The organism is Streptomyces sp. NPDC031466 (assembly GCF_055581265.1).
Genome location: NZ_JBVIJT010000005.1, coordinates 578,933 through 604,801, shown reverse-complemented (window position 1 = coordinate 604,801; position 25,869 = coordinate 578,933). Strand labels below are relative to the sequence as shown.

The window sequence follows — 25,869 nt, the reverse complement described above, 5'->3', positions numbered from 1 at the left end:
GGTCTCGTCTCATCGGAGCATGGAAGCACAGCCGACGGGGCGGAGCCGCCTTCTCCGCCCACCCGACCCCCGGGACCGGCCCCGCCGACCGCCGAGGCCGACTCCCCCGACCCCCGGGACCGGCTCCGCCCGGCGACCGCTCAGGCCAGGGCGACCAGGCCCCGATACTCGGGGCTCCACAGGTCCTCCGCCCCGTCGGGGAGCAGCAGGACGCGGTCCGGTCGCAGCGCGTCGATCGCGCCCTCGTCGTGCGTGACCATGACGATCGCCCCGGGGTACGTGCCGACGGCGGCGAGGACCTCGTCCCGGGAGGCCGGGTCGAGGTTGTTCGTGGGCTCGTCGAGGAGCAGGACGTTCGCACCGGAGTGGACGAGTCCGGCCAGCGCGAGCCGCGTCTTCTCGCCGCCGGAGAGCACGGCGGCGGGCTTGTCCGCGTCGTCCCCGCCGAACAGGAACGACCCCAGTACGCGGCGCACCTCACCGTCCGTCAGCTGCGGGGCCGCGTCCGCGAGGTTCTCCCGTACGGTCTTCGCGCCCTCCAGGGTGTCGTGCTCCTGCGCGAAGTAGCCGAGGCGCAGGCCCGGACCCGCCACGACCCGACCCTCGTCGGGACGTTCGCGTCCGGCGAGCAGCCGCAGCAGCGTGGTCTTCCCGGCGCCGTTGAGCCCGAGGACGACCAGCCGACTGCCCCGGTCGACGGCCAGGTCGACCCCCGTGAGCACCCGGTGGGAGCCGTACGCCTTGGTGAGGCTGACCGCGCCGAGCGGCATGCGGCCGCACGGCGCGGGTTCGGGCAGCCGGATCCGCGCGACCTTCTCGCCGCGCCGCACCCGCTCCGTCCCGGCGAGCATGCGCTCGGCCCGCCGTTCCATGTTCTTCGCGGCGGTGGCGGTGGCGACGTGGGAGCGCATCTTGTCGGCCTGGGCGCGCAGCGAGGCCGCCTTCCGCTCGGCGTTCGCACGTTCGCGGGCGCGCCGCCGGTCGTCGGCCGCGCGCTGGGCGAGGTAGGTGTGCCAGCCGGTGTTGTGCACGTCGAGGGCGGCCCGACCCGGGTCGAGGTGGAAGACGCGGTTGACGGTGTCGGCGAGCAGCCCGGTGTCATGGCTGATGAGCACGAGGCCGCCGGGATACGACGACAGGTAGCCGCGCAACCAGCCGACCGAGTCGGCGTCGAGGTGGTTGGTCGGCTCGTCGAGGAGCAGCGTGTCGTGCCGCGAGAACAGGATCCTGGCCAGCTCCACGCGGCGCCGCTGGCCGCCCGACAGTTCGCCGACGGGCCGGTGCAGCGCCCGTTCGGGCAGCCCGAGCCCGGCGGCGACGCGGGCGGCCTCCGCCTCGGCGGCGTAACCGCCGCGCGCCTGGAAACGGTCGTCGGCGCGGGCGTACGCGGCCATGGCCCGTTCCTGGGCGGCGGGGCTCGCGGCGGCGGCCATGGCCGCCTCGGCGGTACGCAGCGCGGCGACGGCCTCGTCCAGGCCGCGGGCGGACAGGACGCGGGCGATGACGGTGGCCGCGGGGTCGGCGGCGCGTGGGTCCTGGGCGAGGTGACCGACGGAGCCGGTACGGGTGACGGTGCCGGCGGCGGGAGCCGCGGCGCCCGCGAGGATCTTCAGCAGGGTGGTCTTGCCGGCGCCGTTGCGGCCGACCAGGCCGATGCGGTCGCCGGGGGCGATGTGGAAGTCGACGCCGGACAGCAGAAGCCGGGCGCCGACGCGTACGTCGATGCCTCGTACGGTGATCATGGGGTAACGCTCCGCAGTAGCGAATGGACACACGGGTGGCGTGGAAGCGTGTGTCCTGGCTAGGAGATGCGGGGCGTAGACATGCCCCCGAGGCTACCGACCCCGACGCCACCCCCGCACACCGTTTTCCGGCGCCCCCGCTTCCGCGATGCCCGCACACCCTTTCCCGGCACCCCGCCCCGCGCACCCCTTTCCGGCACCCCCGGCCCCGCGAGACCCGCCCCATGAGACCCCCGGCGGCGCACACGTAACCCGTTCGAGCGATTCTCGGCACCCGGCATGGACGGCGATGGTCGGCTCTCGCCCGCCTGGGCCCCCGCTCTTGGCCCACCGGTTTCCGGTATGACCGGATATGCGATGGCATTTCCCAGGGGCGCACTCCGTCGGCATGGCTGCGCCCGGAGAGTCTTGACCGGTAGGCTTTCCGTGTGATCTTCAAGCGCATCGGAAACGGCCGGCCGTACCCCGACCACGGCCGGGAAAGCACCCGGCAGTGGGCGGACGTCGCGCCGCGCCCGGTCCGCCTCGATCAGCTCGTGACGACCAAGGGCCAGCTCGACCTGGAGACGCTCCTCGCCGAGGACTCCACGTTCTACGGCGACCTCTTCGCGCACGTCGTGAAGTGGCAGGGCGACCTCTACCTGGAGGACGGGCTGCACCGCGCCGTCCGCGCCGCGCTCCAGCAGCGCCAGGTGCTCCACGCGCGCGTCCTCGAACTGGGCTGACCCCCGGGGCACGGGCCCTTTCGACCCCTCGTTGGCCCTTTCGGGTTGGACTGCCCCCCGGTCAATGATCATTTAGTAGGCATCGCCGCCAGGCCGCACTACGCTGCGCCCATGAGCATGCTCACTCCCCCCGGCATGGGCGGCAAATACCGCATCACGGGGGACAAATATCCGCGTATGCGCCGCACCGGCGGCCGCCGCAGGATCGTGCTCGCGGTCATCGCGTCCGCCGCGGCCCTGGGCCTGATCGGCTGGGGCACGCTGCAGCTCATCCACGTCTTCTCCGGCGGCGGCGATACGTCGTCGGCGTCGGCGGTGGCCGGCCGGGCCGCCTCGGACTGCGACCGCGAGCCGGGCGGCTCCCATCCGCCCGCCCGGGGCACCGACCCCGGCGCCGCGCGCGAGGCGGGCCGCGAGGGTAAGCCCGCGCCGCTGCCGAAGCCGGACCAGATCACCGTCAACGTCTTCAACGCCACGCCCCGCGGTGGCCTCGCCAAGGGCGCCGCGGACGAGCTGAAGAAGCGCGGCTTCGCCATCGGCGAGGTCGGCAACGCGACGAAGGAGTTCGACAAGAAGGTCAAGGGCACCGGGATACTGCTCGGCGCCAGGACGGCCGCCACCGCCGCGCTGCCCGTGCTCGGCACCCAGCTCGCGGGCGCCGAGCTGAGGACCGACGGCCGTGACGGCGACGAGGTCGACCTGATCATCGGGGAGAAGTTCAAGGACCTGGTCAAAAAGGAGGACGCCGACAAGGCCCTGGCGGCACTCACCAGGCCCGAGCCGACGCCCCAGTCGTCCGGCGGCGGAAAGAACTGCTGACCGCGGATACTCCGCCGTCAGGAACTGCCGACCGCGGTTACTCCGCCGTCCCGTACATCCGGTCGCCCGCGTCACCGAGGCCGGGGACGATGTACCCCTGCTCGTTGAGCCGCTCGTCGACGGAGGCCGTCACGACCGTCACCGGCGTGCCGGCCAGCTCGCGCTCCATGACCTCGACGCCCTCGGGGGCGGCGAGCAGCACCACGGCGGTCACGTCGTCGGCGCCGCGCTTGATCAGTTCCTGGATCGCCGCGACCAGCGTGCCGCCCGTGGCGAGCATCGGGTCCAGGACGTAGACCTGGCGGCCCGAGAGGTCTTCCGGCATGCGCGTCGCGTACGTGGAGGCCTCCAGGGTCTCCTCGTTGCGGATCATGCCGAGGAAGCCCACCTCGGCGGTCGGGAGCAGCCGCACCATGCCGTCGAGCATGCCGAGACCCGCGCGCAGGATCGGCACGACCAGCGGCCGCGGGTACGACAGCTTCACGCCCGTCGTCCGCGTCACGGGGGTCTGGATGTCGACCTGCTCGGTGCGCACGTCCCGGGTGGCCTCGTACGCGAGCAGGGTGACCAGCTCGTCGGCGAGGCGCCGGAAGGTCGGGGAGTCGGTGCGCTTGTCGCGCAGCGTGGTGAGTTTGTGCGCCACCAGCGGGTGGTCGACGACGTGGATCCGCATGGCATCAACAGTAACCGGGCCCCGGCCCCGCTCCGTGCTGGCATCAACACCGCCGACCGGGGGAAGGTGGGGACGTACGAACTGAGGTGGTGGCCCATGGCGGATCGCAAACGGGAAGACGAGACCGACGCCGAGCGACGCCGACGGCGCGCTCAGTTCCTGCGGGAACGCGCCGAGGCCATCGAGCTCCGCGACCGTGTGAAGCCGCGCCGCGCCCGGGCGGCACGGATGCGTCAGCAGATGCGCATGCGCACGTTCCGCTGGTGACCGCCCCGGCGCGCGGCGGGCCCCACGGGGGGCCGTGAGGAACGCGACGCGGACACAGCGGCCCGAAGACCTCTCCTGACGGCGCGGTTTCTGCCACGATTCCGAATGGGCGGGGCTCGGCACAGCACTCCCCGCCCCCCGACCTCGCCGGGGGGACCCCAAACCGCCAACCGGCACTGCCTATCACCAGTGGGAGAGTCACGGTGTACTTCGCCGCACTGCTCGCGCGCACCGAAGACGGGTGGGAAGCGAGCGACACGGAGCTCGACGACGTGGAGACCTTGGCGGATCTGGCCGACCTGGCCCGTGAAGCCACCGCCGACCACGCCGACGACACAGTCCTCGTCTTCATCGAACAGGAAGACGCGTGGTTCGGCGTCGTCCGTGTGGACGGTGAGGAGGACCCTCGTATCTACGTCTCGGACGCGGCCGCGGCCGCCAAGAGCGCGTACGGGGAGATCCTCCTCACCGACGAAATGCTCGGCCGCGATCCGGGGGCCGACGACACCGTCGCCGACCTGGACGCGCTCGACCTCGACGGTACGGAGGACGGAGAACCGCAGGAAGCCGTCGACGAGGAGGAGGACGACGTGCCCGTCGTGACCGGCGACGCGGTGCCCGCGGGGCCGCTCGGCGACGCGCAGCTCCTCACCGACCTCGGCGTGCCCCAGAAGGACCTGCTCGGTCTGGAGGCCGGCGACGCCCTCAACGAGATCGCCGACATCCTCGGCGCGGCGGAGGTGCTGGAGACCGTCCGTTAGGTTCCCGGTGTGGACCACCTCATCGAACAGGGCCCCGACCACGGCCCCGAACCCCACGACCCCGTACGCGACCGCTGGCGGGCGCCCATGCGGCTCGCCCTGGCCGAGGCCGAGCTGGCCGGCCGGGGCGGTGACGTGCCCGTCGGCGCCGTCGTGCTGTCCCCGGACGGCACGACGGTGCTCGCGGCCGGGCACAACGAACGGGAGCTGACCGGCGATCCCACCGCGCACGCGGAGGTGCTCGCCCTCCGCAGGGCGGCCGCCGGGCTCGGTCGGTGGCGGCTGACCGGCTGCACGCTCGTCGTGACGCTGGAGCCGTGCACGATGTGCGCGGGCGCCCTCGTGCAGTCGCGCGTCGAGCGGGTCGTCTACGGGGCGCGCGACGAGAAGGCCGGCGCCGCGGGCTCCCTCTGGGACGTCGTCCGCGACCGCAGGCTCAACCACCGCCCCGAGGTCATCGAGGGCGTCCTGGCCGACGAGTGCGCCACCCGGCTGACGGACTTCTTCCGGAAACGGTGATACAGGAGGCCCGGCCAATCGATTTCAGAACACGGGCCACCTTGGGCTAGAGTTCCTCTCGGTAGCGTGTCCGAGCGGCCGAAGGAGCTCGCCTCGAAAGCGAGTGTGGCGCAAGTCACCGAGGGTTCAAATCCCTCCGCTACCGCTTTCAGAACGCCCCCTGACCGTGCCGGTCAGGGGGCGTTCTTGCTTCCGCAGCCGAAAAACCCCGGCGCCGTCATGGCGCCGGGGTTCCTCGGGACGGGGGAAGCGGCATCGGGGGGACAGCCGCTTCCCCCGACGAGGACCAGCCCTCAAGTCGACGCCGCCGTCGGGGGGAAGCGGACGGCGCGGACCCCGCAGTGGAGCCGGTCCCTCACCCGTGGATTCCTGCCAGATCCCTCGGGCTCACCGTCCATCCTGCGCCCCGCGCCACCCGGAGCGGGGTGGCAAAGGGCCTGCGCTGCCGGGCCGTTGGTCCCTAAAAGTCGGGTGAGGGCGGGTCGGTAGGGGCGTGCGGGCGGAAAAGACCCGGTGCGCGTGGACCGGGTTAGACTCACCGCCGTCACAGGGGTCACACTGGGCGCGGCAAGGGGAGGCCAGATCGTGGCAGTGCAGTGGAAGAGGGTCGGCCTCTTCGTGGTGGTCGTCTTCGCGCTCTACGTGATCATCACCGACCCCGCCAAGGCCGCCGACTACGTCCAGATAGGGTTCGAAGGCATTTCGAGCGCCGCTCGGAGCATCGGCGACTTCATGACGTGGGTCGCCAACGGAGGCAAGGACTGAGCGGCCGCCGAGCCCTCGTCCCCACCCTCCCCAAGGAGTGCCCGTGATCCGCCATCTGGTCCTCTTCAAGCTCAACGACGGTGTACAGCGCGACGAGCCGCGTGTGCTCGAGGGTGTCGAGGCCTTCCGTGCGCTCGGCGAGCAGATCCCGGAACTGACCTTCTGGGAGTGCGACTGGAACATCACCGACCGCCCCATCGCGTACGACTTCGCCATCAACTCGGCGGTCGAGGACACCGACGCGCTGAAGCGGTACCTCGAGCACCCGGCCCACCAGGCCGGCGTCGCCCTGTGGCGGGAGTTCGCCACTTGGGTGATCGCCGACTACGAGTTCTGAGCCGCCCCGAGGACCCCGGGCCCCGCCGCCCGCCGAGCGACCGCTTCCCGAACGGCCCCGCACCACGACGGTGCGGGGCCGTTCGGCGTCCCCGGGCCCAACTTGCCCTCAACACGTAGTGATCAGGTGCTTGCACACAGTGCACATGTCTTGTGATGCTATGACCGCTTTTGACGGATGAGTTGACCGAGGTCGATCGACAATAGGGCCGAGGTCGATCGAGCTTGACCGGGCTTGATTGGGCTTGACTGAGAAGGGGTGGCGTTGACCGTGCCGGCCAGTACTGCGCCTGAGGCTCCACCCGCGAATCCGACCCCGCCCGCCACGACCTCCTCCCCCGGCACCCCCTCCCCCGCGGCGCCGCCCCCCATCTCCGTGCCCCCCACGAACGCTCCGAGCACCGGCAGCACCCGCGGCGCCGACACCCGGGCCCTCACCCAGGTCCTCTTCGGCCAGCTCAAGGAGCTGGAGCCGGGCAGCCCCGAGCACGGCCGGGTGCGCGGCGCGCTCATCGAGGCCAATCTGCCGCTCGTGCGGTACGCGGCCGCCCGCTTCCGAAGCCGCAACGAGCCGATGGAGGACGTCGTCCAGGTCGGGACCATCGGGCTCATCAACGCCATCGACCGGTTCGACCCGGACCGCGGGGTGCAGTTCCCGACCTTCGCGATGCCGACCGTCGTCGGCGAGATCAAGCGGTACTTCCGCGACAACGTCCGCACGGTCCACGTACCGCGGCGGCTGCACGAGCTGTGGGTGCAGGTGACCGGGGCGACCGAGGACCTCACCACCGCCTTCGGACGCTCCCCGACCACCGCGGAGATCGCCGAGCGGCTGCGCATCACCGAGGAGGAAGTACTCGCGTGCATCGAGGCGGGACGCTCCTACCACGCGACGTCGCTTGAGGCCGCGCAGGAGGGCGACGGGCTGCCCGGGCTGCTCGACCGGCTCGGCTACGAGGACCCCGCGCTCGACGGCGTCGAGCACCGCGATCTCGTGCGCCACCTCCTGGTCCAACTGCCCGAGCGCGAACAGCGGATCCTGCTGCTCCGCTACTACAGCAACCTGACGCAGTCACAGATCAGTGCCGAACTGGGCGTATCCCAGATGCATGTGTCGAGATTGCTCGCCAGAAGCTTCGCCCGGCTTCGATCCGCAAATCGGATCGAGGCGTAACCGTATCGGGTGGAGTCCCGTCGCGGCTCTTGCCGACGCCACCGCCCACCCAAAAGCCTCAGACCCCCTCTTTCCTGCACGAATGTCATCCTTGTTTGTCGACAAGTAACTACAGCGCGTTGCCGACATGTGACATTCTGCTGGAACCGCGTTTGCCGTAGCCCCACCTCCGGTATTCAGGTGGAGGCTGCGTTCCTCCGACGGGAGCGCCCGCCGCGACCGTCCGCGACCTCAAGGGGGTGGCATGTCCGCAGACCAGGGCAGCTCGAAGGTGCTCACGCTCACGCTCATCAAGAGCCCGAGCGAATCCGCGCCCGACGCGCTTCCGAGCACACCCGAGGCTCTCCAGAGCTCAACGGCCCCGGAAGCCATCGACACCAGGACCCTGTCCCGCTCCCTGTTCCTGCGGCTCGCCGCACTCGACCAGGACAGCCCCGAGCGTGTCTACGTGCGCGACACGCTCATCGAGCTCAACCTCCCCCTCGTGCGCTACGCGGCGGCCCGCTTCCGCAGCCGCAACGAACCGATGGAGGACATCGTCCAGGTCGGGACCATCGGCCTGATCAAGGCGATCGACCGCTTCGACTGCGAACGGGGCGTGGAGTTCCCGACGTTCGCGATGCCGACGGTCGTCGGCGAGATCAAGCGGTTCTTCCGCGACACCAGTTGGTCGGTACGCGTCCCGCGCCGCCTCCAGGAGCTGCGCCTCGCGCTGACGAAGACCAGCGACGAGCTGGCCCAGCGTCTGGACCGCTCGCCCACCGTGCCCGAACTCGCCGCCGCGCTCGGGGTGTCCGAGGAGGACGTCGTCGACGGCCTCGCGGTGGGCAATGCCTACACCGCCTCCTCGCTGGACTCCCCGGCCCCCGAGGACGACGGCGGCGAGGGCTCCCTGGCGGACCGGCTCGGGTACGAGGACACGGCCCTGGAGGGCGTCGAGTACCGCGAGTCCCTCAAGCCGCTCCTGGCCAAGCTGCCGCCGCGCGAGCGCCGCATCATCATGCTGCGCTTCTTCGCCAACATGACGCAGTCACAGATCGGCGAGGAGGTCGGCATCTCCCAGATGCACGTCTCGCGGCTGCTCACGCGCACGCTGGCGCAGCTGCGCGACGGGCTCATCTCGGACTGACGTACGCGTTCCGCTCCGCGGGGAGGGTGGCACGGAGGGGAGGCCACCCGGCCCTCGACGGTTTTACGCCCCCCTCACCGTTCAGGCCCCGGTCGGGCTCGGTGGGGAGACGTCCGGACTGCCCGGTCGGGCCCCGGTCGTTCGTGCGCGGGCGCGTGGTGGCTGGTCGCGCAGTTCCCCGCGCCCCTGACGGGGCGCTACTTCGCGATGTCCCGAACTACTTGAGCGCGAGCCACGCCACGCCCGCCACGATCACGACCGCGAGGACCACGCCGAGGATCAGGCCGACCCGTGGGCCGGAGGAGGAAGGCGCCGCCTGCCGGCGACCGCCGCCGCCCTGCGGTGCCTCGTCGACGAAGGCGCGGAACATCTGCGTGCTGCCGGCGGGGTCGGGGTTGCCCTGGGGACCCTGGGGGTTGTGTGCCATGGAGCAGGACACTAGCGAATCCATCGCCCCCCGCCCAACCCCCACCGGACCCTCACCCGCCTGGGACTTTACGAGCGGACCCCCGGAGCTTTGCCGACTCTTTAGGGCGTACGTCCGATTTTAGTTTGCCTGCAGCAACCAACTGCTTCTATGGTTGCCCTAAGCAACAAAAACGGAGGTGCCGTGGCCGCGCAGCGTCAGTACGAGGAGCTGGCCCGACAGCTCAGCGCCATCGGCGCCGTGAAACGCGGTCTCGGACGGGCCCTGCCCCCGGACTGCCCGGCCGGGTCCGCCGCCGTACTCGTCCTGCTGGAGCGCCACGGCGCGATGCGGATGAGCAGGCTGGCCGAGCTGCTCGCCGTCGACATGTCGGTGACCAGCCGGCACGTCGCCCATGTCGTGGAGAAGGAGTGGATCGTCCGCGATCCCGATCCCGCCGACAAGCGCTCCCGGATCCTGCGCCTGACGCCCGAGGGCAAGGCCAAGGTCGAGGAGCTGTCCGACCTCTCCATCCGGACGCTCACCCACTACTTGCACGACTGGACCGACGAAGAGGTCGTCCGGCTCAGCACACTGCTCGCGCGCCTGCGCGACAGCTTCGGGGACTGCCGCGCCGCGGCGGCCCGACCCGAGACCACCCGTACACCCGCGTAAGAAGAGGAAGTCCATGGCAACAACCACACCAGCCGGTGTGCGGGGCAGCCATGCCAAGCACGGAGCGCACCACGGTCACCCCGGCGAGAACGCTCCGATGACGCACCGGCAGATCATGGAAGCACTGTCGGGTCTGCTGCTCGGCATGTTCGTGGCGATCCTGTCGTCGACGATCGTCTCCAACGCCCTGCCCGAAATCATCGGCGACCTCGGCGGCGGCCAGTCCGCCTACACCTGGGTCGTCACCGCCTCGCTGCTCGCGATGACGGCGACCACCCCGCTGTGGGGCAAGCTCTCGGACCTCTTCAGCAAGAAGGCCCTGGTCCAGATAGCCCTGGTCATCTACGTCGGCGGTTCGGTCGTCGCCGGTCTCTCGCAGAGTGCCGGGATGCTGATCGCCTGCCGCGTCGTGCAGGGCGTCGGCGTGGGCGGTCTCTCCGCCCTCGCCCAGATCGTCATGGCCGCGATGATCTCCCCGCGTGAGCGCGGGCGTTACTCCGGCTACCTCGGCGCCACCTTCGCCGTCGCCACCGTCGGCGGTCCGCTGCTCGGCGGTGTCATCACCGACACCTCGTGGCTCGGCTGGCGCTGGTGCTTCTACGTCGGCGTGCCCTTCGCGATCATCGCGCTGATCGTCCTGCAGAAGACCCTGAAGCTCCCCGTCGTCAAGCGCGACGTGAAGGTGGACTGGGCCGGCGCCTTCTTCATCAGCGCCGCCGTCTGCCTGCTGCTCGTCTGGGTCACCTTCGCCGGTGACAAGTACGACTGGATGTCCTGGCAGACCGGTGCCATGGTCGGCGGCTCGATCGTCCTCGGCCTGCTCTTCGTGCTCGTCGAGTCGAAGGCCAGCGAGCCGATCATCCCGCTGCGGCTCTTCCGCAACCGCACCATCACGCTCGCCTCCCTCGCCTCGCTCTTCGTGGGTGTCGCGATGTTCGCGGGCACGGTCTTCTTCAGCCAGTACTTCCAGCTGGCGCGGGGCGAGTCCCCGACGATGTCCGGTGTCATGACGATCCCGATGATCAGCGGCCTGTTCATCTCCTCGACCGTCTCGGGCCAGGTCATCACCAAGACCGGCAAGTGGAAGGCGTGGCTGGTCAGCGGTGGCGTGCTGGTGACGGCGGGCCTCGGTCTGCTGGGCACCATCCGCTACGACACCGAGTACTGGCACATCGCGATCTTCATGGCCCTGATGGGCCTCGGCATCGGCATGATGATGCAGAACCTGGTCCTGTGCACGCAGAACCAGGTCGCCCCCGAGGACCTCGGCGCCGCCAGCTCCACCGTCACCTTCTTCCGCTCCCTGGGCGGTGCGATGGGTGTCTCGGCGCTCGGCGCCATCATGGCCACGCGCATCACCGACTACGTCAAGGACGGCATCACCGACCTCGGCCCGAAGGCCGCCGCGCAGTTCGGCCACGGCGGCACCGGTGGCGGCGGCATCCCGGACCTGGACAAGATCCCCGAGCCGTTCCGCACGGTGATGGAGAGCGCGTACGGGCACGGCATCGCGGACGTCTTCCTGATCGCCGCGCCGATGGCCCTGATCGCCTTCCTGATCACGCTGTTCATCAAGGAGGTCCCGCTGCGGACCTCGGGCGGTCTCGCGCAGGCCGCCGGTGAGACGGCCGACGCCACCGCCCCGGCCGTCGCCGGTGCCCCCGCCGCCGACGAGGCCGTCCTCGCCTCCGTCGCCTCGCGCACCGAGGCCGGCCCCGAGGGCACCCAGCGGCTCGCCGCGTCGGCGTCCGCCGCCGAGGCCGCCTCCGGAGGTCTGCCGCCGGTCACCGACGGCATCCCGGTCCACGGCCACGTCCGCGGTGCCGAGGGCGCGCCCGTCCCGCAGGCCGCCGTCACGCTGATCTCCCTCGCGGGACGCCAGCTGGGCCGCGCGGTCGCCCAGGGGGACGGGGCTTACGCCCTGGACGCCCCCGGCGCCGGTTCGTACGTGCTCATCGCCTCCGCCGACGGCTTCCAGCCGCAGGCCTCGACCGTCGTCGTGGGCGAGGACGCCCTGGCGTACGACATCCTGCTCAGCGGCACCAGCGGGCTGAGCGGTCTCGTGCGGGACGCCGACAGCAAGCTGCCCGTCAGTGGCGCGATGGTCATCGTGACCGACGTGCGCGGCGACGTCCTGGCCACCGGGCTCTCCGGTGAGCAGGGCGAGTTCACCTTCGCCGAGCTGGTCCCCGGCACCGTGACCGTCGCGGTCAACGCGGCCGGCCACCGGCCCGTCGCGCTGCCGGTCGAGGTCGGCGGCACCGGGGTCACCCGGGTCGAGGTCGAGCTGAACTCCGGCGCGCAGGTGCTCGGCACCGTCCGCGCGGGCGGCTCGGCCCTGAACGACGCCCGCGTCACGCTGGTGGACGCCGCCGGCAACGTCGTCGCCACCGCGACCACCGGGGCCGACGGGGCGTACGCCTTCACCGACCTGGACAGCGGCGAGTACACGGTCATCGCGACCGGCTACCCGCCGGTGGCGACCGGCCTGACGGTGACCGGCGACGGCGCCGACGGCCACGACATCGAACTCGCCCACCCCGGCGAGTGACGACCCCGGCCGGTGGCCGCGCCCCCTGACGGGGCGCGGCCACCGGCCGACGCTTTTCACGCGCTTCTCTTGCGCGCTTCCGAGGCTTGGCAAGGAGTAAAACGGGATGGGACTCAACGCTCGGATCCGCACGCGTGACGGGTGGGCCGTGCCCCACGCCGTCGTCACGGTGACGGACATGACCGGTACGCAGGTGCTGCGCGCCGCCGCGGACCAGGAAGGCGTCGTGCGGGACGCGTCGGTGCTGGCGGCCGGGCCGTACACCGTCATCGTCACCGCGGTCGGCTACGCGCCCGTCGCCTCCACCGCGCTCGTCACGGCCAGCGGCCGGGCCGAGGTCGGCAACGTCGTCCTCGCCCGCCAGGGCGGCACCGAGCTGCCGCCGCCGGGGCCGTGGACCATCGACCCCGCGCACTCCACCGTGGGCGCCGTCGCCCAGCACCTGGGGATCACCAGCGTGCACGGGCGGTTCCTGGAGTTCGGCGGGCGGGTGGAGATCGCCGAGGACGTCGAGAAGTCGCGGGTCGAGGCGGTCATCCGGTCGGCGTCGATCGACACGGGCAACGGCATGCGCGACGGGCACCTGAAGTCGCCGGACTTCCTGGACGTCGACCAGTACCCGGAGATCACCTACCGGTCGAGCGGCCTGACGCCCGCGGGCGCCGACCGCTGGACGGTCCACGGCGAGCTGGGGATGCACGGGGTCGTACGCCCCGTCGACCTGGAGCTGAGCTACCTCGGCACCGGCGCCGACCCCTGGGGCGGGACCCGCGCGGCCTTCCGCGCCACGACCGAGCTGCGGCGCGAGGACTTCGCCATGAACTACAACCAGGTGGTGCAGGCGGGGATCTCGGCGATCGGCACGACCCTGCGGGTGGAGCTGGACATCCAGGCCGTGCAGGGGGAGTCGCTGCCGGGCTGAGCGGACGTCACCGGTCCGGCGCCGGGCGGCTCCTTCCGCGAGGCGCCCGGCCCTGACCCGGCGGGGTCGGGCGGGTGAGGAGCGCCTCGATGCCCGCGATCATCAGGTCGAGGGCGATGGTGAAGTCCCGTTCCCACATCTCCTCGACCGTGGTCCCGTCCCGCGCCGCCAGCAGCTCCTTGGCGCTGTCGGGCACCCCGGGCGCGGACAGTTCGTCCTCGACCGTGCCGACCGACTCCCGGTAGTACTCCTCCTGCGTCATCCCGGCCTCCGCGCACCGCGCCATGTAGTGGCCCTCGATGGTCCCGAAGCCGTACACGAACTGGAAGACCGCCGAGATCGCGCCGTTCTGCGTGTGCGCGGGCAGCCCGGTGCTCCGTACCGTCTGCTGGATCGCGACGGCGAACGCCAGCCAGTTCGGCCCGATGTTGAGGTACCGGCCGACCAGCGGCGAGACCCAGGGGTGGCGGATCAGCAGCGAGCGGTACTCGTGGGCCAGGGCGCGCAGGTGGTCGCGCCAGGCCTCCGCGGTCGCCCCCGCTGCGGATGCCTTCCCCTCGGGCCCCTCGGGCGTCTCCCATTGGGGCAGCCGCATCTCGCCGCAGACCGCGTCGAGGGCGAGCTCCAGGAGGTCGTCCTTGGTGTCCACGTACCAGTAGACGGACATCGCCGTGACGTTCAGCTCCGCGGCGAGCCTGCGCATGGAGAACTTGGCGAGGCCCTCCGCGTCCAGGAGCCGGACCGAGGCCTCGGTGACGCGCTCCCGGTCCAGGCCGCTGGGCTGGTCGCCCTTGCGGGCGCCGCCGCGAGGGGCCTTGCCCTGCAGCCAGACACTCGTCCGCGCCGGGTTCTTCGTGCGGGCGGCAGCCTTGGCCATGGCGCACCTTCCTCGTCGGGTCCTGGAACCTGGGGCCCGGACCGGTGTTCTCCGGGGCGGGGCCGGGGAGGCCACGAACCGGAACCCAGTGGTCCGCCCCTCCCCCCGATGCTATGCCGACGCCGTCCCCCGCGAGTCCGCCCGCTCCACCCTGCGCAGCAACGCGGCGGCCACGACCCCGCCGAGGAACACCGCGGCGGCGCCCACCAGCTGACTCGTCTCCAGCCCCGAGGCGAACGCGTCGGCGATCCGCTCCCGCTCGCCCGCCGACTTCGCCGCCGCCATCGCCGCGGGGAAGGACGCCGCGGAGACCGCCACCAGCGAGGCGAAACGGGAGTTGAGGACCGCGCCGAGGACGGCGACGCCGAGGCCGTTGCCGAACTCCGCGAGCGTGCCGTTGACGCCCGCGCCCACGCCCGCCTTCTCCAGCGGGATGGCGCTCATGATGGCGTTGGCCATGGCGGGCATGGCGAAGCCGATGCCCGCGCCCATGAGGATGAGCCCGGCCAGCATGCCGCCGTAGTTGTCGCCGCCGAGCAGCGCTATCGCCAGGAGACCGGCGGCGATGGCGCTCATGCCGACCAGGATCGTGGTGGGCGTGCCCAGCTTGGTGTGCAGTTTCGCGCCGAGGCCGGACAGGTTCAGGGCCACGATGGTCACCGCGAGCGGCGCGGTCCGCACGCCCGCCTCCAACGGCTCGTACCCGAGGACGAACTGGAGGTGCTGGGTGAGGAGGAAGAGCGAGCCGCTGAGCCCGAACGCGACGAGGACCGAGCCCGCCACCGCGCCGATGAACCGCTGGTTCTGGAAGAAGTGCATGTCCAGCATCGGGTACGGGATGCGCAGCTCCCAGAGCACGAACGCGCCGAGGACCAGCACGCCGACGGCCGCGGCGACCAGCACGTGCGACGACGTCCAGCCGTGCTCGGGCCCGGAGATGATCGCGTAGACCACCGAGGCCATGCCGACCGTCGACAGCAGCGCGCCGAGCAGGTCGGGCCGGTCTCCCCGCGGGTTCTTGGACTCGGGCACCATCTTGGCGACCGCGAGCAGGCCGAGCACCGCCACGGGGACGTTGATCAGGAAGATCGAGCCCCACCAGAAGTGGTTCAGCATGAAGCCGCCGAGCAGCGGCCCGACCGCGAAGCCGAGGGAGCTGATGGTCGACCAGACGCCGATCGCCTTGACGCGCTCGGTGTCGTCGAAGATCTGCACGACGACCGCGAGCGTGGTGGTCATCAGGAGCGCACCGCCGACGCCCATGCCCGCGCGGGCGGCGATGAGCTGCCCGGAGGACTGCGCGAAGGCGGCGACGAAGGAGCCGGCGCCGAAGAGCGCGAGGCCCGCCAGGAGCAACTTCTTGCGGCCGTAGCGGTCGGCGGAGCTGCCCGCGGTGAGCAGCAGCCCGGACTGCACGAGCGAGTACGCGTTGATCATCCACTGGATGTCGGAGGTGGACGCGTCCAGCTCCCGGGTGAGGGAGGGGATCGCGACGCTCAGGACGGTGTTGTCGAGCAGCACCACCAGCTGGGCGAGGCAGACGACGCCGAGGATCAGCCAGCGCTGCGGGTGCCGGGGTGGGGCGGCCGAGGACTCGGCGGTCGTCGCCGTCATACGGGGCTCCTGGGTTGGCTCTACGGTGGAGGGGACGCCTTTCCCGTACACCGTAGAGCAGTTCCCATACGTCGTACAAGGCAATACGCGGGACCCTCCGCGCCCGCGCTACTTCCTCGGTTGCGTCAGGTCGTAGAAGGTCGCGTCGCCCACCGTCACCTTCGTGAAGGTCGACCGGACCCACGAGGTGATCGCGGCGGAGGTGCCGGCGCCGCCGGGGCCGCCCGTGCGGCCTGTGCCGCCCGTGCCGCTCGCGATGAAGTAGTGGATCTCGCCTTCCGTCACGTACCGCTTGAAGCGCGCGAGGGTCGGTGACGGGTCGCTGCCGTTGAACCCGCCGATCGCCATCACCGGCCCGCCCGTGGCCAGTTGGTAACCGGCCGCGTTCTGGGAGCCGACGGCCGCGGCGACCCAGGTGTGGTCGTCCGCGTCCGCCTCCAGGAGCTTCTTCGCCCGGGCGGAGACGTGGGCACCGTTCAGCAGACCGCCCATGGCACCGCCCCGGCCCGCGCCGAAAGCGCCTCCGCCACCGCCCACCCCTCCGGGGGCCTGCGCCCCGCCGTCGGGGCGGCGTTGGGCTCCTTGGGTGCCCCGGCCGGACTGGCCGTCACCCCCCGGGCCGCCCCCGAGCTGTCCCGGCCGGGGCATCGCGCGGCCCTCACCGCCGGGGCCGCCCCGGCCTCCGCCGGGTCCGCCGCCCGGGCCGAACCGGCCCGCCGATGCCGGGCCCGCCGTCACGATCGAGCCCGTGTGCGCGCTGTCCACGGTGGACAACGTGTACGCGACCGGGCCCGCCAGGGACGCCGCGAGGGCGAGGCCCGCCGTGGCGAGGGTCAGCCGGCGGCCGAGCCGTGCGGCGCACAGCAGACCCACCGCCCCGGCGGTCCCGGCCGCCGGCACCGCCCACCGCAGCCACGGCACGTACTCCGGGGTCCGGCCCAGCAGGACGTACGCCCAGACGGCCGTCCCCGCGACCGTCGCGCCGAGCACCCCGCGCGCCCACCGCGAGGCCCGCTCCTCCCACAGGACCGTCGCCCCCATGCCGACGAGCGCCGCGAGGTACGGCGCGAGCGCCACCGTGTAGTACTGGTGGAAGATCCCGGCCATGAAGCTGAAGACCCCGGCGGTCACGAGCAGCGCGCCGCCCCACACGACGAACGCGGCCCGCGCGGTGTCCGTGCGGCGCGCCCCCCGCGTGAGGACGAGCCCCGCCACGAGCAGGACCAGCGCGGCGGGCAGCAGCCACGCGATCTGCCCGCCGGTCTCGGTGGCGAACATCCGCCCGATGCCGGTCTCGCCCCACTGGCCGCCGCCCCCGCCGCCGCGACCGCCGACGCTGCCGGTCTCCTCGCCGTTGATCCGGCCGAGGCCGTTGTAGCCGAAGGTCAGTTCCAGGAAGGAGTTGTGCCGCGAACCGCCGACGTAGGGCCGCGAGCCCGCCGGCCACAGCTCGACGACGGCGACCCACCAGCCGCCCGTGACGACCATCGCCAGCGCGGACAGGGCGAGTTGCCCGAGGCGCCTGCGCACCCGCACCGGCGCGCAGACCGCGTACACGGCGGCAAGCGGTGGCAGGATCACGAACGCCTGGAGCGTCTTCGTCAGGAAGGCGAGGCCCACCGCGACCCCCGCCCACACCAGCCACTTCGTACGTCCCTGCTCCAGCGCGCGCAGGACGCAGTACACCGTGACGGTCATGAGCAGGGCGAGCAGCGCGTCCGGGTTGTTGAAGCGGAACATCAGCGCGGCGACCGGCGTCAGCGCGAGCACCGCGCCCGCGATCAGCCCGGCCGCCGGACCGAACCGCCGCCGCACGGCCGCGTACAGCACGCCGACCGTCGCGACCCCCATCAGGACCTGCGGCACCAGTACGGCCCACGGGCCGAGGCCGAAGAGGCGCACCGAGAGCGCCATCGGCCACAGCGCGGCCGGGGGCTTGTCGACGGTGATGGCGTTGCCCGCGTCGAGCGAGCCGAAGAAGAAGGCCTTCCAACTCTGGCTACCGGCTTGGACGGCGGCGGAGTAGAAGGAGTTGGCGTAGCCGGACGCGCCGAGGTTCCAGAGGTAGAGGACGGCCGTGGCGAGCAGCAGAGCGAACAGCGCCGGGCGCGCCCAGCGGGGATCGTCGGGCCGCCCCCGCCACAGCGCCGCCCGGCGGGACGGCCGCACGCCAGGGGCCGTGGTCATGGACAAGGGCGTGGTCGCGCTCATCGGCCGTTCCTCGATTCATCCGCGGTGGCGGGGTTCATGTCGTCCTTGGGGGCGGGGGTGTTGGTGGCGGACGAGGCCGGGAACACCCAGGCGCGCAGCAGGAGGAACCGCAGTACGGTCGCCGCGAGGTTGGCCGCGATCAGTACCGCCAGTTCCGTGGAGTGCGCCGGGTCGCCCGTGGCCGCGCCGAGCGCCGCCAGGGAGCCGCTGGTCAGGGCGAGGCCGATGCCGAGGACGACGAGGCCCTGCGCCTGGTGGCGGACCGCCCGCTCCCGGCCGCGCACCCCGAAGGTGAGCCTCCGGTTCGCCGCGGTGTTGGCGACCGCCGACACCAGCAGAGCGAGGGCGTTGGCGGCCTGCGCCCCCGTGAACGTACGGAAGCCGCTGTAGAGCAGCAGGTAGAAGAGGGTCGACAGCGCGCCGACCACGCAGAAACCGACCAGCTGACGGGCGAGGCCACCGGGCACGTCGCTCAGCCGCCGGTCCCGGGGGTCGTCCCCGAAGGGGCGCGCGAGCCGGTCGAGCGGCAGCGCGCCGACCGCGAGCGCCCGGCCGACCCGCCACACCCCCTTGAGGTCGTCCACGGCCGTCCGCACCAGGCGCACGGTCGAGTGGGGATCGTCGACCCAGTCGACCGGCACTTCGTGGATGCGCAGCCCGGCCCGCTCGGCCAGCACCAGCATCTCGGTGTCGAAGAACCACCCGGTGTCCTCCACCAGCGGCAGCAGCACCCGGGCCACATCGCCGCGGAGCGCCTTGAACCCGCACTGGGCGTCGGAGAAGCGGGCGTGCAGGGAGCCGCGCAGGATGAGGTTGTACGCCCGGGAGATGAACTCCCGCTTGGGCCCGCGCACCACCCGCGAACCGCCCGCGAGCCGCGAGCCGATCGCCAGGTCCGAGTGGCCGGAGATCAGCGGGGCGACCAGCGGCAGCAGCGCGTTGAGGTCGGTGGAGAGGTCGACGTCCATGTACGCGAGGACCGGCGCGTCGGAGGCGGACCAGACGGCACGCAGCGCCCGGCCGCGCCCCTTGCGGTCGAGCCGGACGTGCCGCACCTGGCGCACCTCGGCGCTCAGTTCGGCGGCGATGCGCGGGGTGGCGTCCGTGGAGGCGTTGTCGGCGATGGTGACGCGGAAGGGATAGGGGAAGGTCCGGACGAGGTGCTCGCGCAGCCGCAGGACGCACCGCCGCAGGTCCTTCTCCTCGTTGTGGACGGGGATCACGACGTCCAGGACCGGCACGTCGCGCAGACCGGCGGGAAGGTGCTCCCGCGACGGCAGGGCCCCCGGGAGAGAGTCGGTTCGCATACGAACGACCCTCGCGAGCCGTCCTGTCAGGCCTGTGTGGCGAGGCTGTGGCCTGACTGTGGGACGGGCGCGGAGGCCGTCGTCCCGCCGTCCGGTGCGGCGGGCAGTGAGACGGCGAACACCGTGCGTCCCGGCGCGCTCTCCACGGCGACCTCGCCGCCGTGCGCGCTCACGATGGCGCGTACGAGGGCCAGGCCGAGGCCCGTCGAGCCCGCCCGGCGCGAGCGCGAGGCGTCGCCACGGGAGAAGCGTTCGAAGACGCGGGGCACGAGGGCGGGCGGGATCCCGGGCCCGTCGTCCTGGACCTCCAGGCGTACGCGCGGCCCCTCCCGGCGCACCCGAGCGGTGACCGTCGTACCGGGCGGGGTGTGGACGCGGGCGTTGGCCAGGAGGTTGACGACGACCTGGTGGAGCCGGTCGGTGTCGGCGCGGACCAGGGCGGGCGCCTCGGGCCCGGGCAGTTCGAGGCGCCAGTGGTGACCGGGCCCGGCGGCACGGGCGTCACCGACGGCGTCGACGACGAGCGGCGCCAGATCACCGATCCGGCACGACAGCGGGCGCACGCCCCCGCCGCCCGCGAGCCCCGCGCTCTCCTGCTGCTCGGCGTCGAGCCGCGCGAGGAGCAGCAGGTCCTCGACGAGCCCGGTCATCCGCTCGGCCTCGGACTCGATGCGGCCGAGCGCGTGCCGCGTGTCGGGCCCGGTGGACTCCGGCCCCCGGCACGTCAGTTCGGCGTACCCGCGGATGGAGGCGAGCGGTGTCCGCAGCTCGTGGCCGGCGTCCGCGACGAACTGCCGTACGCGTGTCTCGCTGCGCTGGCGGGCGTCGAGCGCGGAGTGCACGTGGTCGAGCAGCCGGTTGAGGGCGGCGCCCACCTGGCCCACCTCGGTGCGCGGATCGGCGTCGGGGACACGCTCGTGGAGAGCCACCTCGCCGCTGTGCAGGGGCAGTTGGGCGACCCGGGTCGCGGTGCCCGCGATGCGGCGCAGGGGGCGCAGTGCGACGCCGACCAAGACGGCGCCGGCGAGCGAGGCGGCGGCCAGGCCCGCCGCGGTGACGCTGACCTCGACGACGACCAGGGTGTTCAGGGTGGTGCGCACCTTGGTGGTGGGGATGCCGACCAGGAAGGAGCCGTTGCTCCCGGTCGTGTACGTCACGCGGTACTCGCCGAGGCCCGGGACGTCGACGGAGTGCGGCCGCTGGTCCTTCGGTACGGCGGCCAGCGCATCCTTCTGGCCCGCGTCCAGGCTCGTCGCGACCGGCGGCGTACTGTCGCCGTCGCTGTCCGCCTCGGTGCTGACCAGGGCGCGGCCCACCGAACCGCCGGCCGCCTCGGCGCCGATGGTGCCGATCTCCTGCGGGCCGCGCGTGACGAACTCCAGCGGATCGCTCCACGGCCCGCCGCCGAACCCCGCGGGCCGCTCGGCCCCGGGCCCGCCCGGCGGCCCGGCCGCCCGCTTCGCGACCGCGCCGAGCGCGCCGTCCAGCTGCTCGTACAGGTGGGAGCGCAGGGCGATGGTGGTGACGGTCCCGATCACCGCGCAGACGACGGCGATGAGCGCGACGGCGGAGAGGACGAGCCGGGTACGGAGCGTGCGCGCCCGGGGCCGCCGACGCCAGGGGCCGCCTCTCACGAAGGCAGGGGCGAGGGCGCGGGCCTCATGGGTGCGCTCGACACCGGGGTCGCGGGAGCGGTCACGGACGCGGCCGGTTTGATCAGGTACCCGGCCCCGCGCCGCGTATGGATCATCGGCTCCCGTCCGGCGTCGATCTTCCTGCGCAGGTACGAGATGTAGAGCTCGACGACGTTGGCCTGGCCGCCGAAGTCGTAGTTCCACACGCGGTCGAGGATCTGCGCCTTGCTCAGCACGCGCCGCGGATTGCGCATGAGATAGCGCAGCAGCTCGAACTCGGTGGCGGTCAGATGGATGGACTCCCCGCCGCGCGTCACCTCATGGCTGTCCTCGTCCAGGGTGAGGTCCCCCACCGCGAGCACGGACGCGCCGCGCTTGTCCGCGGCCCCGGCCCGCCGGATGAGCCCGCGCAGCCGGGCCACCACCTCCTCCAGGCTGAAGGGCTTGGTGACGTAGTCGTCGCCGCCGGCGGTGAGCCCGGCGATACGGTCCTCCACCGCGTCCTTCGCGGTCAGGAACAGCACCGGCACGTCCGGCAGTTCCCGGCGCAGCCTGCCGAGCAGCGAGAGGCCGTCCATGTCGGGCAGCATCATGTCCAGCACCACGGCGTCGGGCCGGAACGCGCGCGCGGCCCGCACCGCGCCGGCGCCGTCCGCCGCGCTGCGGATCTGCCAGCCCTCGTACCGCAGGGCCATGGACAGCAGCTCGGTGAGAGACGCCTCGTCGTCCACCACGAGTACGCGGACGGGGCTCCCGTCCGGCCGGAGCAGTTCGGTGCGCGCCTGGGGCGAGGTCGTGGTCATACCCAGAGGGTGGGCCGCGCCCCTGAGAGCACTCTTGCGCGAACCTGTGAATTGCCTGAGAAACGGCGCGGGGGTTCGACGGAGCCGCTCTCACTCCTCCGACCCGAACGGCCCGCGCCCCGTTCCCCGGCGTGGGTGCCCCCCTACGCCTCCGGTCCCTCCAGCGCCCCCGGCTGCCCCAGCGGCCCCGGCCTCATCCGCGGACGAAGCCATGACTCCGCTCGACCTTGCCCACGTGCAGGACGTACGAGTCGTACCACTCCTCGCGCCCGCGCCGCTGCGCCACCCGGTGCTCGGGCTGGTTCCGCCAGGCCTCGATGGCCTCCTCGTCGCGGAAGTAGGCGACGGTGATGCCCAGGCCGCCGGGTGCCCGCGCGGAATCCACACCGAGGAAGCCGGGCACGGCGGCGACCAGCTCCTCCATGCGCGCACCGGTCTCGCCGTACCCGTCGCCGTGTCCCGCACCGTCCGCATCCCCGTGACCCGCGCCGTTCGCGGCGAGTACAGAGGTGAACACGACGGTGTAGTAAGGCGGTTCAAAGGGCCCGACCGGCCCCACGTCAAGATCACTCATGCCCCCACCCTCGAACCCGCGGCACCCCCTGTCCACCCCTCAGCCCCACTCCTTGCCCTCCGGTCACCGACCTTTGACCCTCCGGTCAGCAAAGGGCGTCCAACCCTCGGGTCGGCAAGGCGCGACGAGAGGGCACGGCCGCTCCCGACGACCGGGACGAAGGCGGCGCGAGGCGGCGAGGCACGAGGCACGGGCACGGCGAGGCGAGGCACGGGCACGAGGCACGGGCACGGCGAGGCGAGGCACGGGCACGAGGCACGGGCACGGCGAGGCGAGGCGAGGCACGGCGGCTCAGAAAAGGCCCTCCTGCTCGGCGGCGCCGCCCACCGCCCCCGGCCCCTGGCCCCCTCGCCGGCCGCCCAGGCCCAGGACCGGCACCGTCACGGCCGCCCCCGCGTCGGCCCCCACCAGCTCCCACCCCACGAGCACCCGCGTGTCGAGGACGAGTACGCCCCCGCCCGCGACCTCCAGATGCAGATCGGGCCCGGCCGCCGCGACCAGCCGCCCGGCGACGACCCCGCCGTCGGCCACCTCCCGCACGACGCCCTCGGCGGCCCCGCTCCCCGGCGCCGCGAGCCCGAAGGCCTCCGCGTGATCGACGGCCTCGAACGCCAACCGCTCCAGCGTCTCGGCCCACCCCGCGAGCGCGGCGGCCCGCTCGTACAGCCCCGCCAACTCCCCCACCCGTTCGGGCCACCCGGGCAGCGCCCCCCGGACCTCGCGTTTGCGCGCGTACGGCACCCGGTCCGGCACCCCGAGCGCGGCCCGCAGCAACTCCTCCGTGCGGCGGGCCGCCATCAACGGGCCGCGCCCCAGCCAGCAGAACGCCACGGCCCCCTGCTCGAGGAGCCGCACCGCGCCCCGCTCCTGCGCGGTGATCCCGACCTTGACCAGCCCGGGCCCGAACCACGCGAGATACACCCGGTAGGTACGCGGATCGTCCGGCACCCCGTCCGCCGCCACGGAGAACGCCCGGTCGAGCCGCGCACACTCGGGGCACCGCGCCTGCGTGGCCCGCGCCGGCACGACGGCCCGCACAGGACACGGATTTCCCCGCGCCCCCACGCACCATCGCTCCCCCACGGCCCGGAACCCGATCGCCCGCCCATACGCGAGCGCACTGCTCCGCCCACCCGCCCACCGCAACACGGGCCGGCCCCCCGACCACCCGAGCCCCGCGCAACGCCACTCCATCGCCGTACTCCTCGGTCCCGACCACGCACAAACGACCAGAGGCCCCGACGGTTTCCCGTCGGGGCCTCTGGCCTGCTGTGCACTCGGCAGGATTCGAACCTGCAACCTTCTGATCCGTAGCTCTATGTGGATCGGTCACTGACGGGCATACCTGCCACCAGACGGGCCATCAGAGGCGTTGGCGACCGCACGAGTGCATCGAAGTTGCTGTACTTCGGTGCTGTACCGCACGAACAAACCTACCCCGCGCTGTCGGTTGACCCAACCAACGATGCGAACTAATGTTCCCATCGGGTCGAGGTTCCAAAAAAGGGCCCTCAGATGAGGTAGGATTTTTGGAACCTACTTCAGTCTGGTCTGGAGGGCACGTGGAACCCGTCTGTCATGTCGGTGAAGCCGCAGTGCGGCGGCTTCGAGAACTCGACCTCACGCCCGAGGATGTGCACCGGGCCATCGCGGGCGGGTTGGCCGAAGCCCGCCTGTGCACCGAGATGGACGCCCCCGGCATGGCGGGTTACGCCTTCTGGTCGCGAAGCAATCGCACGTTCCGGGAGAGAATGACGCTGAATGCCTGGACTTTTAGCAACGCGCAGTCGATTCTTCGCACGATCAACCCTTCTGGGACCTTCGCGATCACTGCCGTGAGCGGCTCGGGTATGGTTGGCGAAGAGGCTGCGGACTTCACCGGGGACGTTCGAACCAAGAATCCGAAGGGCTCCGCCGTCGCAAAACTCGTCGAGCGGAACTTCAAGCAGTTGCCTCTTTTCTCGGTCCTTGACGAGGAGACGGAGAGTGAGGTAGAGGTCAACGACCTCCCCACGTGGTTCCTCCTCTACAAGTCGAGCAACGCAGGCCTGATGTTCGAACTGTCGCTTCCCGTGCAGATGCATGGGAAGTACGTAGACTCGTGGCTGGAACGCATCATCATCGATGACAACCCGTTCCGAGGTGCCGAGTTCGACATCAAGCGTCTGGACGAGATCCCGACTGTGACGCCCGTCGATGTCCCAGTTGAATTCAAGGGAGCCGTCTAGGCTCCCTCAGACAGGAGAAAGAGTCATGCTTACTGCTTCGCGGTTGGTGCTTGCGCGAAAGAGAAGGCGCATGACTCTATCCTCCTTGGCAAACAAGTCAGGAATTTCGGTGCGGAGCCTGACAGCCTTCGAGAACGGGCATAAGACTCCAGCACCCGAAACCATGGAGGTCTTGGCGGAGGCCCTCGGCCTCCCCTTGCCCTTCTTCACTGCGCACGACGTCGAGGAGATCGAGCTCGACGCGGTCAGCTTTCGGGCACTGTCCAAGATGAGCGCTCTCGACAGGGACTCTGCCCGCGGCGCCGGCCGGATCGTGGTCGAGATTAATGACTGGATCGAGCGAAGCTTCGGGCTACCTAAGCCCGACGTCCCAACCCTGCCGCACCTATCACCAGAAGAGGCAGCGGATAGGGTCCGCATGCTGTGGGGGCTTGGGGAAGCACCAATTCCTAATATGGTCCATCTGCTGGAATCTCACGGCGTCCGCGTTTTCTCGCTAGCAGCAGACTGCACATCAGTGGACGCCTTTTCATTCCGCTGGAAAAGGACACGCCCATTCATTGTTCTGAACCTCGAAAAGAGCGGCGAACGCGGGCGATTTGACGCCGCACACGAACTCGGCCACCTAGTGTTGCACTCCGAGCATCGGATCCCACACGGCCAGGAGGCGGAACAGGAAGCGCAACAGTTCGCCTCAGCTTTCCTGATGCCAAAAGCCGGATTGCTTGCCCAGAGGCTTTATTCTGCCGACGCTCGTAGGATTCTGAGCGCTAAACTCAAATGGCAAGTTGCCGCTGTGGCCCTAGCGTATCGCCTGAAAGACCTAGACCTAATCACAGAGTGGAATTACCGCACCACTGTCAAGCAACTCTCTCAGATGGGATTCAGGCGCAGCGAGCCAGGTGGGATTCCGAGGGAAAGCTCTCAGCTTCTTAGTAAGGTTTTCGCTGCGTTGCGCTCGCAGAAAATTCCCGTATCCCGTATGGCTGACGACATAAACCTGACGGTCGAAGAGCTGAACCTGCACGTCTTCGGCCTTGTGCCAATGGTTGTCGAGGGCGGGGAAATGACCAGCCCTGCGGTTCGTCCCAACCTGCGGGTCGTCTGATACCTCCACCACACTCCTCCTCGCTCCCATCCCGTCCGCCGTCGACCCA

At 71.5% G+C, this 25,869-nt stretch carries 24 protein-coding genes, 2 tRNA genes and 1 pseudogene; 15 read left to right on the top strand and 12 right to left on the bottom strand.

The window, feature by feature from the left end; genetic code table 11:
- Positions 1-140: 140 nt before the first annotated feature.
- Positions 141-1,742: an ABC-F family ATP-binding cassette domain-containing protein gene (locus tag ACZ5GP_RS14810; protein WP_468751204.1), complete on the bottom strand. Its 1,602-nt coding sequence runs from the start codon at positions 1,740-1,742 to the stop codon at positions 141-143.
- A 428-nt stretch (positions 1,743-2,170) separates the two neighbouring features.
- Here ACZ5GP_RS14810 and ACZ5GP_RS14805 point away from each other — a divergent pair, with 428 nt between their 5' ends.
- Together ACZ5GP_RS14805 and ACZ5GP_RS14800 are read left to right on the top strand one after the other, a co-directional pair.
- Entirely contained in the window at positions 2,171-2,467 is a 297-nt protein-coding gene (locus ACZ5GP_RS14805; RefSeq protein WP_003955420.1) for a type II toxin-antitoxin system VapB family antitoxin, read from the top strand.
- Positions 2,468-2,578: 111 nt separating this feature from the next.
- Positions 2,579-3,286, top strand: a complete 708-nt coding sequence (locus ACZ5GP_RS14800; RefSeq protein WP_468751203.1) for a LytR C-terminal domain-containing protein — start codon at positions 2,579-2,581, stop codon at positions 3,284-3,286.
- Positions 3,287-3,323: 37 nt separating this feature from the next.
- On the opposite strand, the gene upp is transcribed toward ACZ5GP_RS14800, so the two are convergent.
- A complete protein-coding gene (gene upp / locus ACZ5GP_RS14795) occupies positions 3,324-3,959 on the bottom strand; it encodes a uracil phosphoribosyltransferase (RefSeq protein WP_468751202.1) in 636 nt (211 codons plus the stop codon).
- Between the two features lie 96 nt (positions 3,960-4,055).
- Here upp and ACZ5GP_RS14790 point away from each other — a divergent pair, with 96 nt between their 5' ends.
- The 8 genes from ACZ5GP_RS14790 (at position 4,056) to ACZ5GP_RS14755 (ending at position 8,910) form a co-directional block, all read left to right on the top strand.
- A complete protein-coding gene (locus ACZ5GP_RS14790; RefSeq protein WP_358582439.1) occupies positions 4,056-4,226 on the top strand; it encodes a hypothetical protein in 171 nt (56 codons plus the stop codon).
- A 203-nt stretch (positions 4,227-4,429) separates the two neighbouring features.
- On the top strand, positions 4,430-4,987 hold the full coding sequence (locus tag ACZ5GP_RS14785) for a tRNA adenosine deaminase-associated protein (protein WP_468751201.1): 558 nt from the start codon (positions 4,430-4,432) through the stop codon (positions 4,985-4,987).
- 87 nt (positions 4,988-5,074) lie between these two features.
- Positions 5,075-5,506 carry a tRNA adenosine(34) deaminase TadA gene (tadA, locus tag ACZ5GP_RS14780; protein WP_468751284.1) on the top strand — a complete coding sequence of 144 codons (432 nt, stop codon included), beginning with the start codon at positions 5,075-5,077 and terminating at the stop codon, positions 5,504-5,506.
- 60 nt (positions 5,507-5,566) lie between these two features.
- Positions 5,567-5,651 (top strand) — tRNA-Ser (locus tag ACZ5GP_RS14775).
- A 440-nt stretch (positions 5,652-6,091) separates the two neighbouring features.
- Positions 6,092-6,271, top strand: a complete 180-nt coding sequence (locus ACZ5GP_RS14770) for a hypothetical protein (protein WP_358582426.1) — start codon at positions 6,092-6,094, stop codon at positions 6,269-6,271.
- A 43-nt stretch (positions 6,272-6,314) separates the two neighbouring features.
- Positions 6,315-6,608 carry a Dabb family protein gene (locus ACZ5GP_RS14765; protein WP_468751200.1) on the top strand — a complete coding sequence of 98 codons (294 nt, stop codon included), beginning with the start codon at positions 6,315-6,317 and terminating at the stop codon, positions 6,606-6,608.
- Between the two features lie 258 nt (positions 6,609-6,866).
- Complete coding sequence (locus ACZ5GP_RS14760) at positions 6,867-7,781, top strand: RNA polymerase sigma factor SigF (protein ID WP_468751199.1); 915 nt, start codon at positions 6,867-6,869, stop codon at positions 7,779-7,781.
- Positions 7,782-8,025: 244 nt separating this feature from the next.
- The gene (locus ACZ5GP_RS14755; protein WP_468751198.1) at positions 8,026-8,910 is read left to right on the top strand and encodes an RNA polymerase sigma factor SigF; all 885 of its coding nucleotides are present in this window, start codon (positions 8,026-8,028) and stop codon (positions 8,908-8,910) included.
- 217 nt (positions 8,911-9,127) lie between these two features.
- On the opposite strand, the gene ACZ5GP_RS14750 is transcribed toward ACZ5GP_RS14755, so the two are convergent.
- A complete protein-coding gene (locus ACZ5GP_RS14750; protein ID WP_468751197.1) occupies positions 9,128-9,337 on the bottom strand; it encodes a hypothetical protein in 210 nt (69 codons plus the stop codon).
- A 183-nt stretch (positions 9,338-9,520) separates the two neighbouring features.
- Between ACZ5GP_RS14750 and ACZ5GP_RS14745 the strand changes: the two genes are divergently transcribed.
- The 3 genes from ACZ5GP_RS14745 to ACZ5GP_RS14735 all read left to right on the top strand — a co-directional run bounded on the left by ACZ5GP_RS14745 (position 9,521) and on the right by ACZ5GP_RS14735 (position 13,464).
- Positions 9,521-9,991: a MarR family winged helix-turn-helix transcriptional regulator gene (locus ACZ5GP_RS14745; protein WP_358582411.1), complete on the top strand. Its 471-nt coding sequence runs from the start codon at positions 9,521-9,523 to the stop codon at positions 9,989-9,991.
- A gap of 97 nt (positions 9,992-10,088) precedes the next feature.
- Positions 10,089-12,542 (top strand): MFS transporter, encoded by a 2,454-nt coding sequence (locus tag ACZ5GP_RS14740; RefSeq protein WP_468751283.1) that lies wholly within the window; start codon positions 10,089-10,091, stop codon positions 12,540-12,542.
- A gap of 106 nt (positions 12,543-12,648) precedes the next feature.
- Positions 12,649-13,464 (top strand): YceI family protein, encoded by an 816-nt coding sequence (locus tag ACZ5GP_RS14735; RefSeq protein ID WP_468751196.1) that lies wholly within the window; start codon positions 12,649-12,651, stop codon positions 13,462-13,464.
- Between the two features lie 7 nt (positions 13,465-13,471).
- On the opposite strand, the gene ACZ5GP_RS14730 is transcribed toward ACZ5GP_RS14735, so the two are convergent.
- The 9 genes and pseudogenes from ACZ5GP_RS14730 to ACZ5GP_RS14690 all read right to left on the bottom strand — a co-directional run bounded on the left by ACZ5GP_RS14730 (position 13,472) and on the right by ACZ5GP_RS14690 (position 23,875).
- Positions 13,472-14,341, bottom strand: coding sequence for a TetR/AcrR family transcriptional regulator (locus ACZ5GP_RS14730; protein ID WP_468751195.1), 870 nt, complete (start codon positions 14,339-14,341; stop codon positions 13,472-13,474).
- Positions 14,342-14,452: 111 nt separating this feature from the next.
- Positions 14,453-15,955 carry a DHA2 family efflux MFS transporter permease subunit gene (locus ACZ5GP_RS14725; RefSeq protein ID WP_468751194.1) on the bottom strand — a complete coding sequence of 501 codons (1,503 nt, stop codon included), beginning with the start codon at positions 15,953-15,955 and terminating at the stop codon, positions 14,453-14,455.
- Positions 15,956-16,063: 108 nt separating this feature from the next.
- A complete protein-coding gene (locus tag ACZ5GP_RS14720; protein WP_468751193.1) occupies positions 16,064-18,166 on the bottom strand; it encodes an ArnT family glycosyltransferase in 2,103 nt (700 codons plus the stop codon).
- Complete coding sequence (locus ACZ5GP_RS14715; RefSeq protein WP_468751192.1) at positions 18,163-19,473, bottom strand: bifunctional glycosyltransferase family 2/GtrA family protein; 1,311 nt, start codon at positions 19,471-19,473, stop codon at positions 18,163-18,165. Before ACZ5GP_RS14715 ends, ACZ5GP_RS14720 begins: the two co-directional genes overlap by 4 nt.
- A 26-nt stretch (positions 19,474-19,499) precedes the next feature.
- On the bottom strand, positions 19,500-21,107 hold the full coding sequence (locus ACZ5GP_RS14710) for a sensor histidine kinase (RefSeq protein WP_468751191.1): 1,608 nt from the start codon (positions 21,105-21,107) through the stop codon (positions 19,500-19,502).
- A 65-nt stretch (positions 21,108-21,172) separates the two neighbouring features.
- A pseudogene (locus ACZ5GP_RS14705) lies at positions 21,173-21,910 on the bottom strand (response regulator transcription factor); the annotation flags it as partial.
- A 193-nt stretch (positions 21,911-22,103) separates the two neighbouring features.
- Entirely contained in the window at positions 22,104-22,484 is a 381-nt protein-coding gene (locus ACZ5GP_RS14700) for an antibiotic biosynthesis monooxygenase family protein (protein WP_468751190.1), read from the bottom strand.
- A 291-nt stretch (positions 22,485-22,775) separates the two neighbouring features.
- Entirely contained in the window at positions 22,776-23,678 is a 903-nt protein-coding gene (locus ACZ5GP_RS14695) for a DUF2797 domain-containing protein (protein ID WP_468751189.1), read from the bottom strand.
- A gap of 78 nt (positions 23,679-23,756) precedes the next feature.
- Positions 23,757-23,875, bottom strand: a tRNA-OTHER gene (locus tag ACZ5GP_RS14690).
- Between the two features lie 171 nt (positions 23,876-24,046).
- On the opposite strand from ACZ5GP_RS14690, the gene ACZ5GP_RS14685 reads away from it, so the two are divergent.
- Both ACZ5GP_RS14685 and ACZ5GP_RS14680 read left to right on the top strand, forming a co-directional pair.
- The gene (locus ACZ5GP_RS14685; protein WP_468751188.1) at positions 24,047-24,712 is read left to right on the top strand and encodes a hypothetical protein; all 666 of its coding nucleotides are present in this window, start codon (positions 24,047-24,049) and stop codon (positions 24,710-24,712) included.
- Complete coding sequence (locus ACZ5GP_RS14680; protein WP_468751187.1) at positions 24,681-25,820, top strand: helix-turn-helix domain-containing protein; 1,140 nt, start codon at positions 24,681-24,683, stop codon at positions 25,818-25,820. Before ACZ5GP_RS14685 ends, ACZ5GP_RS14680 begins: the two co-directional genes overlap by 32 nt.
- The last annotated feature ends 49 nt before the right edge of the window (positions 25,821-25,869 follow it).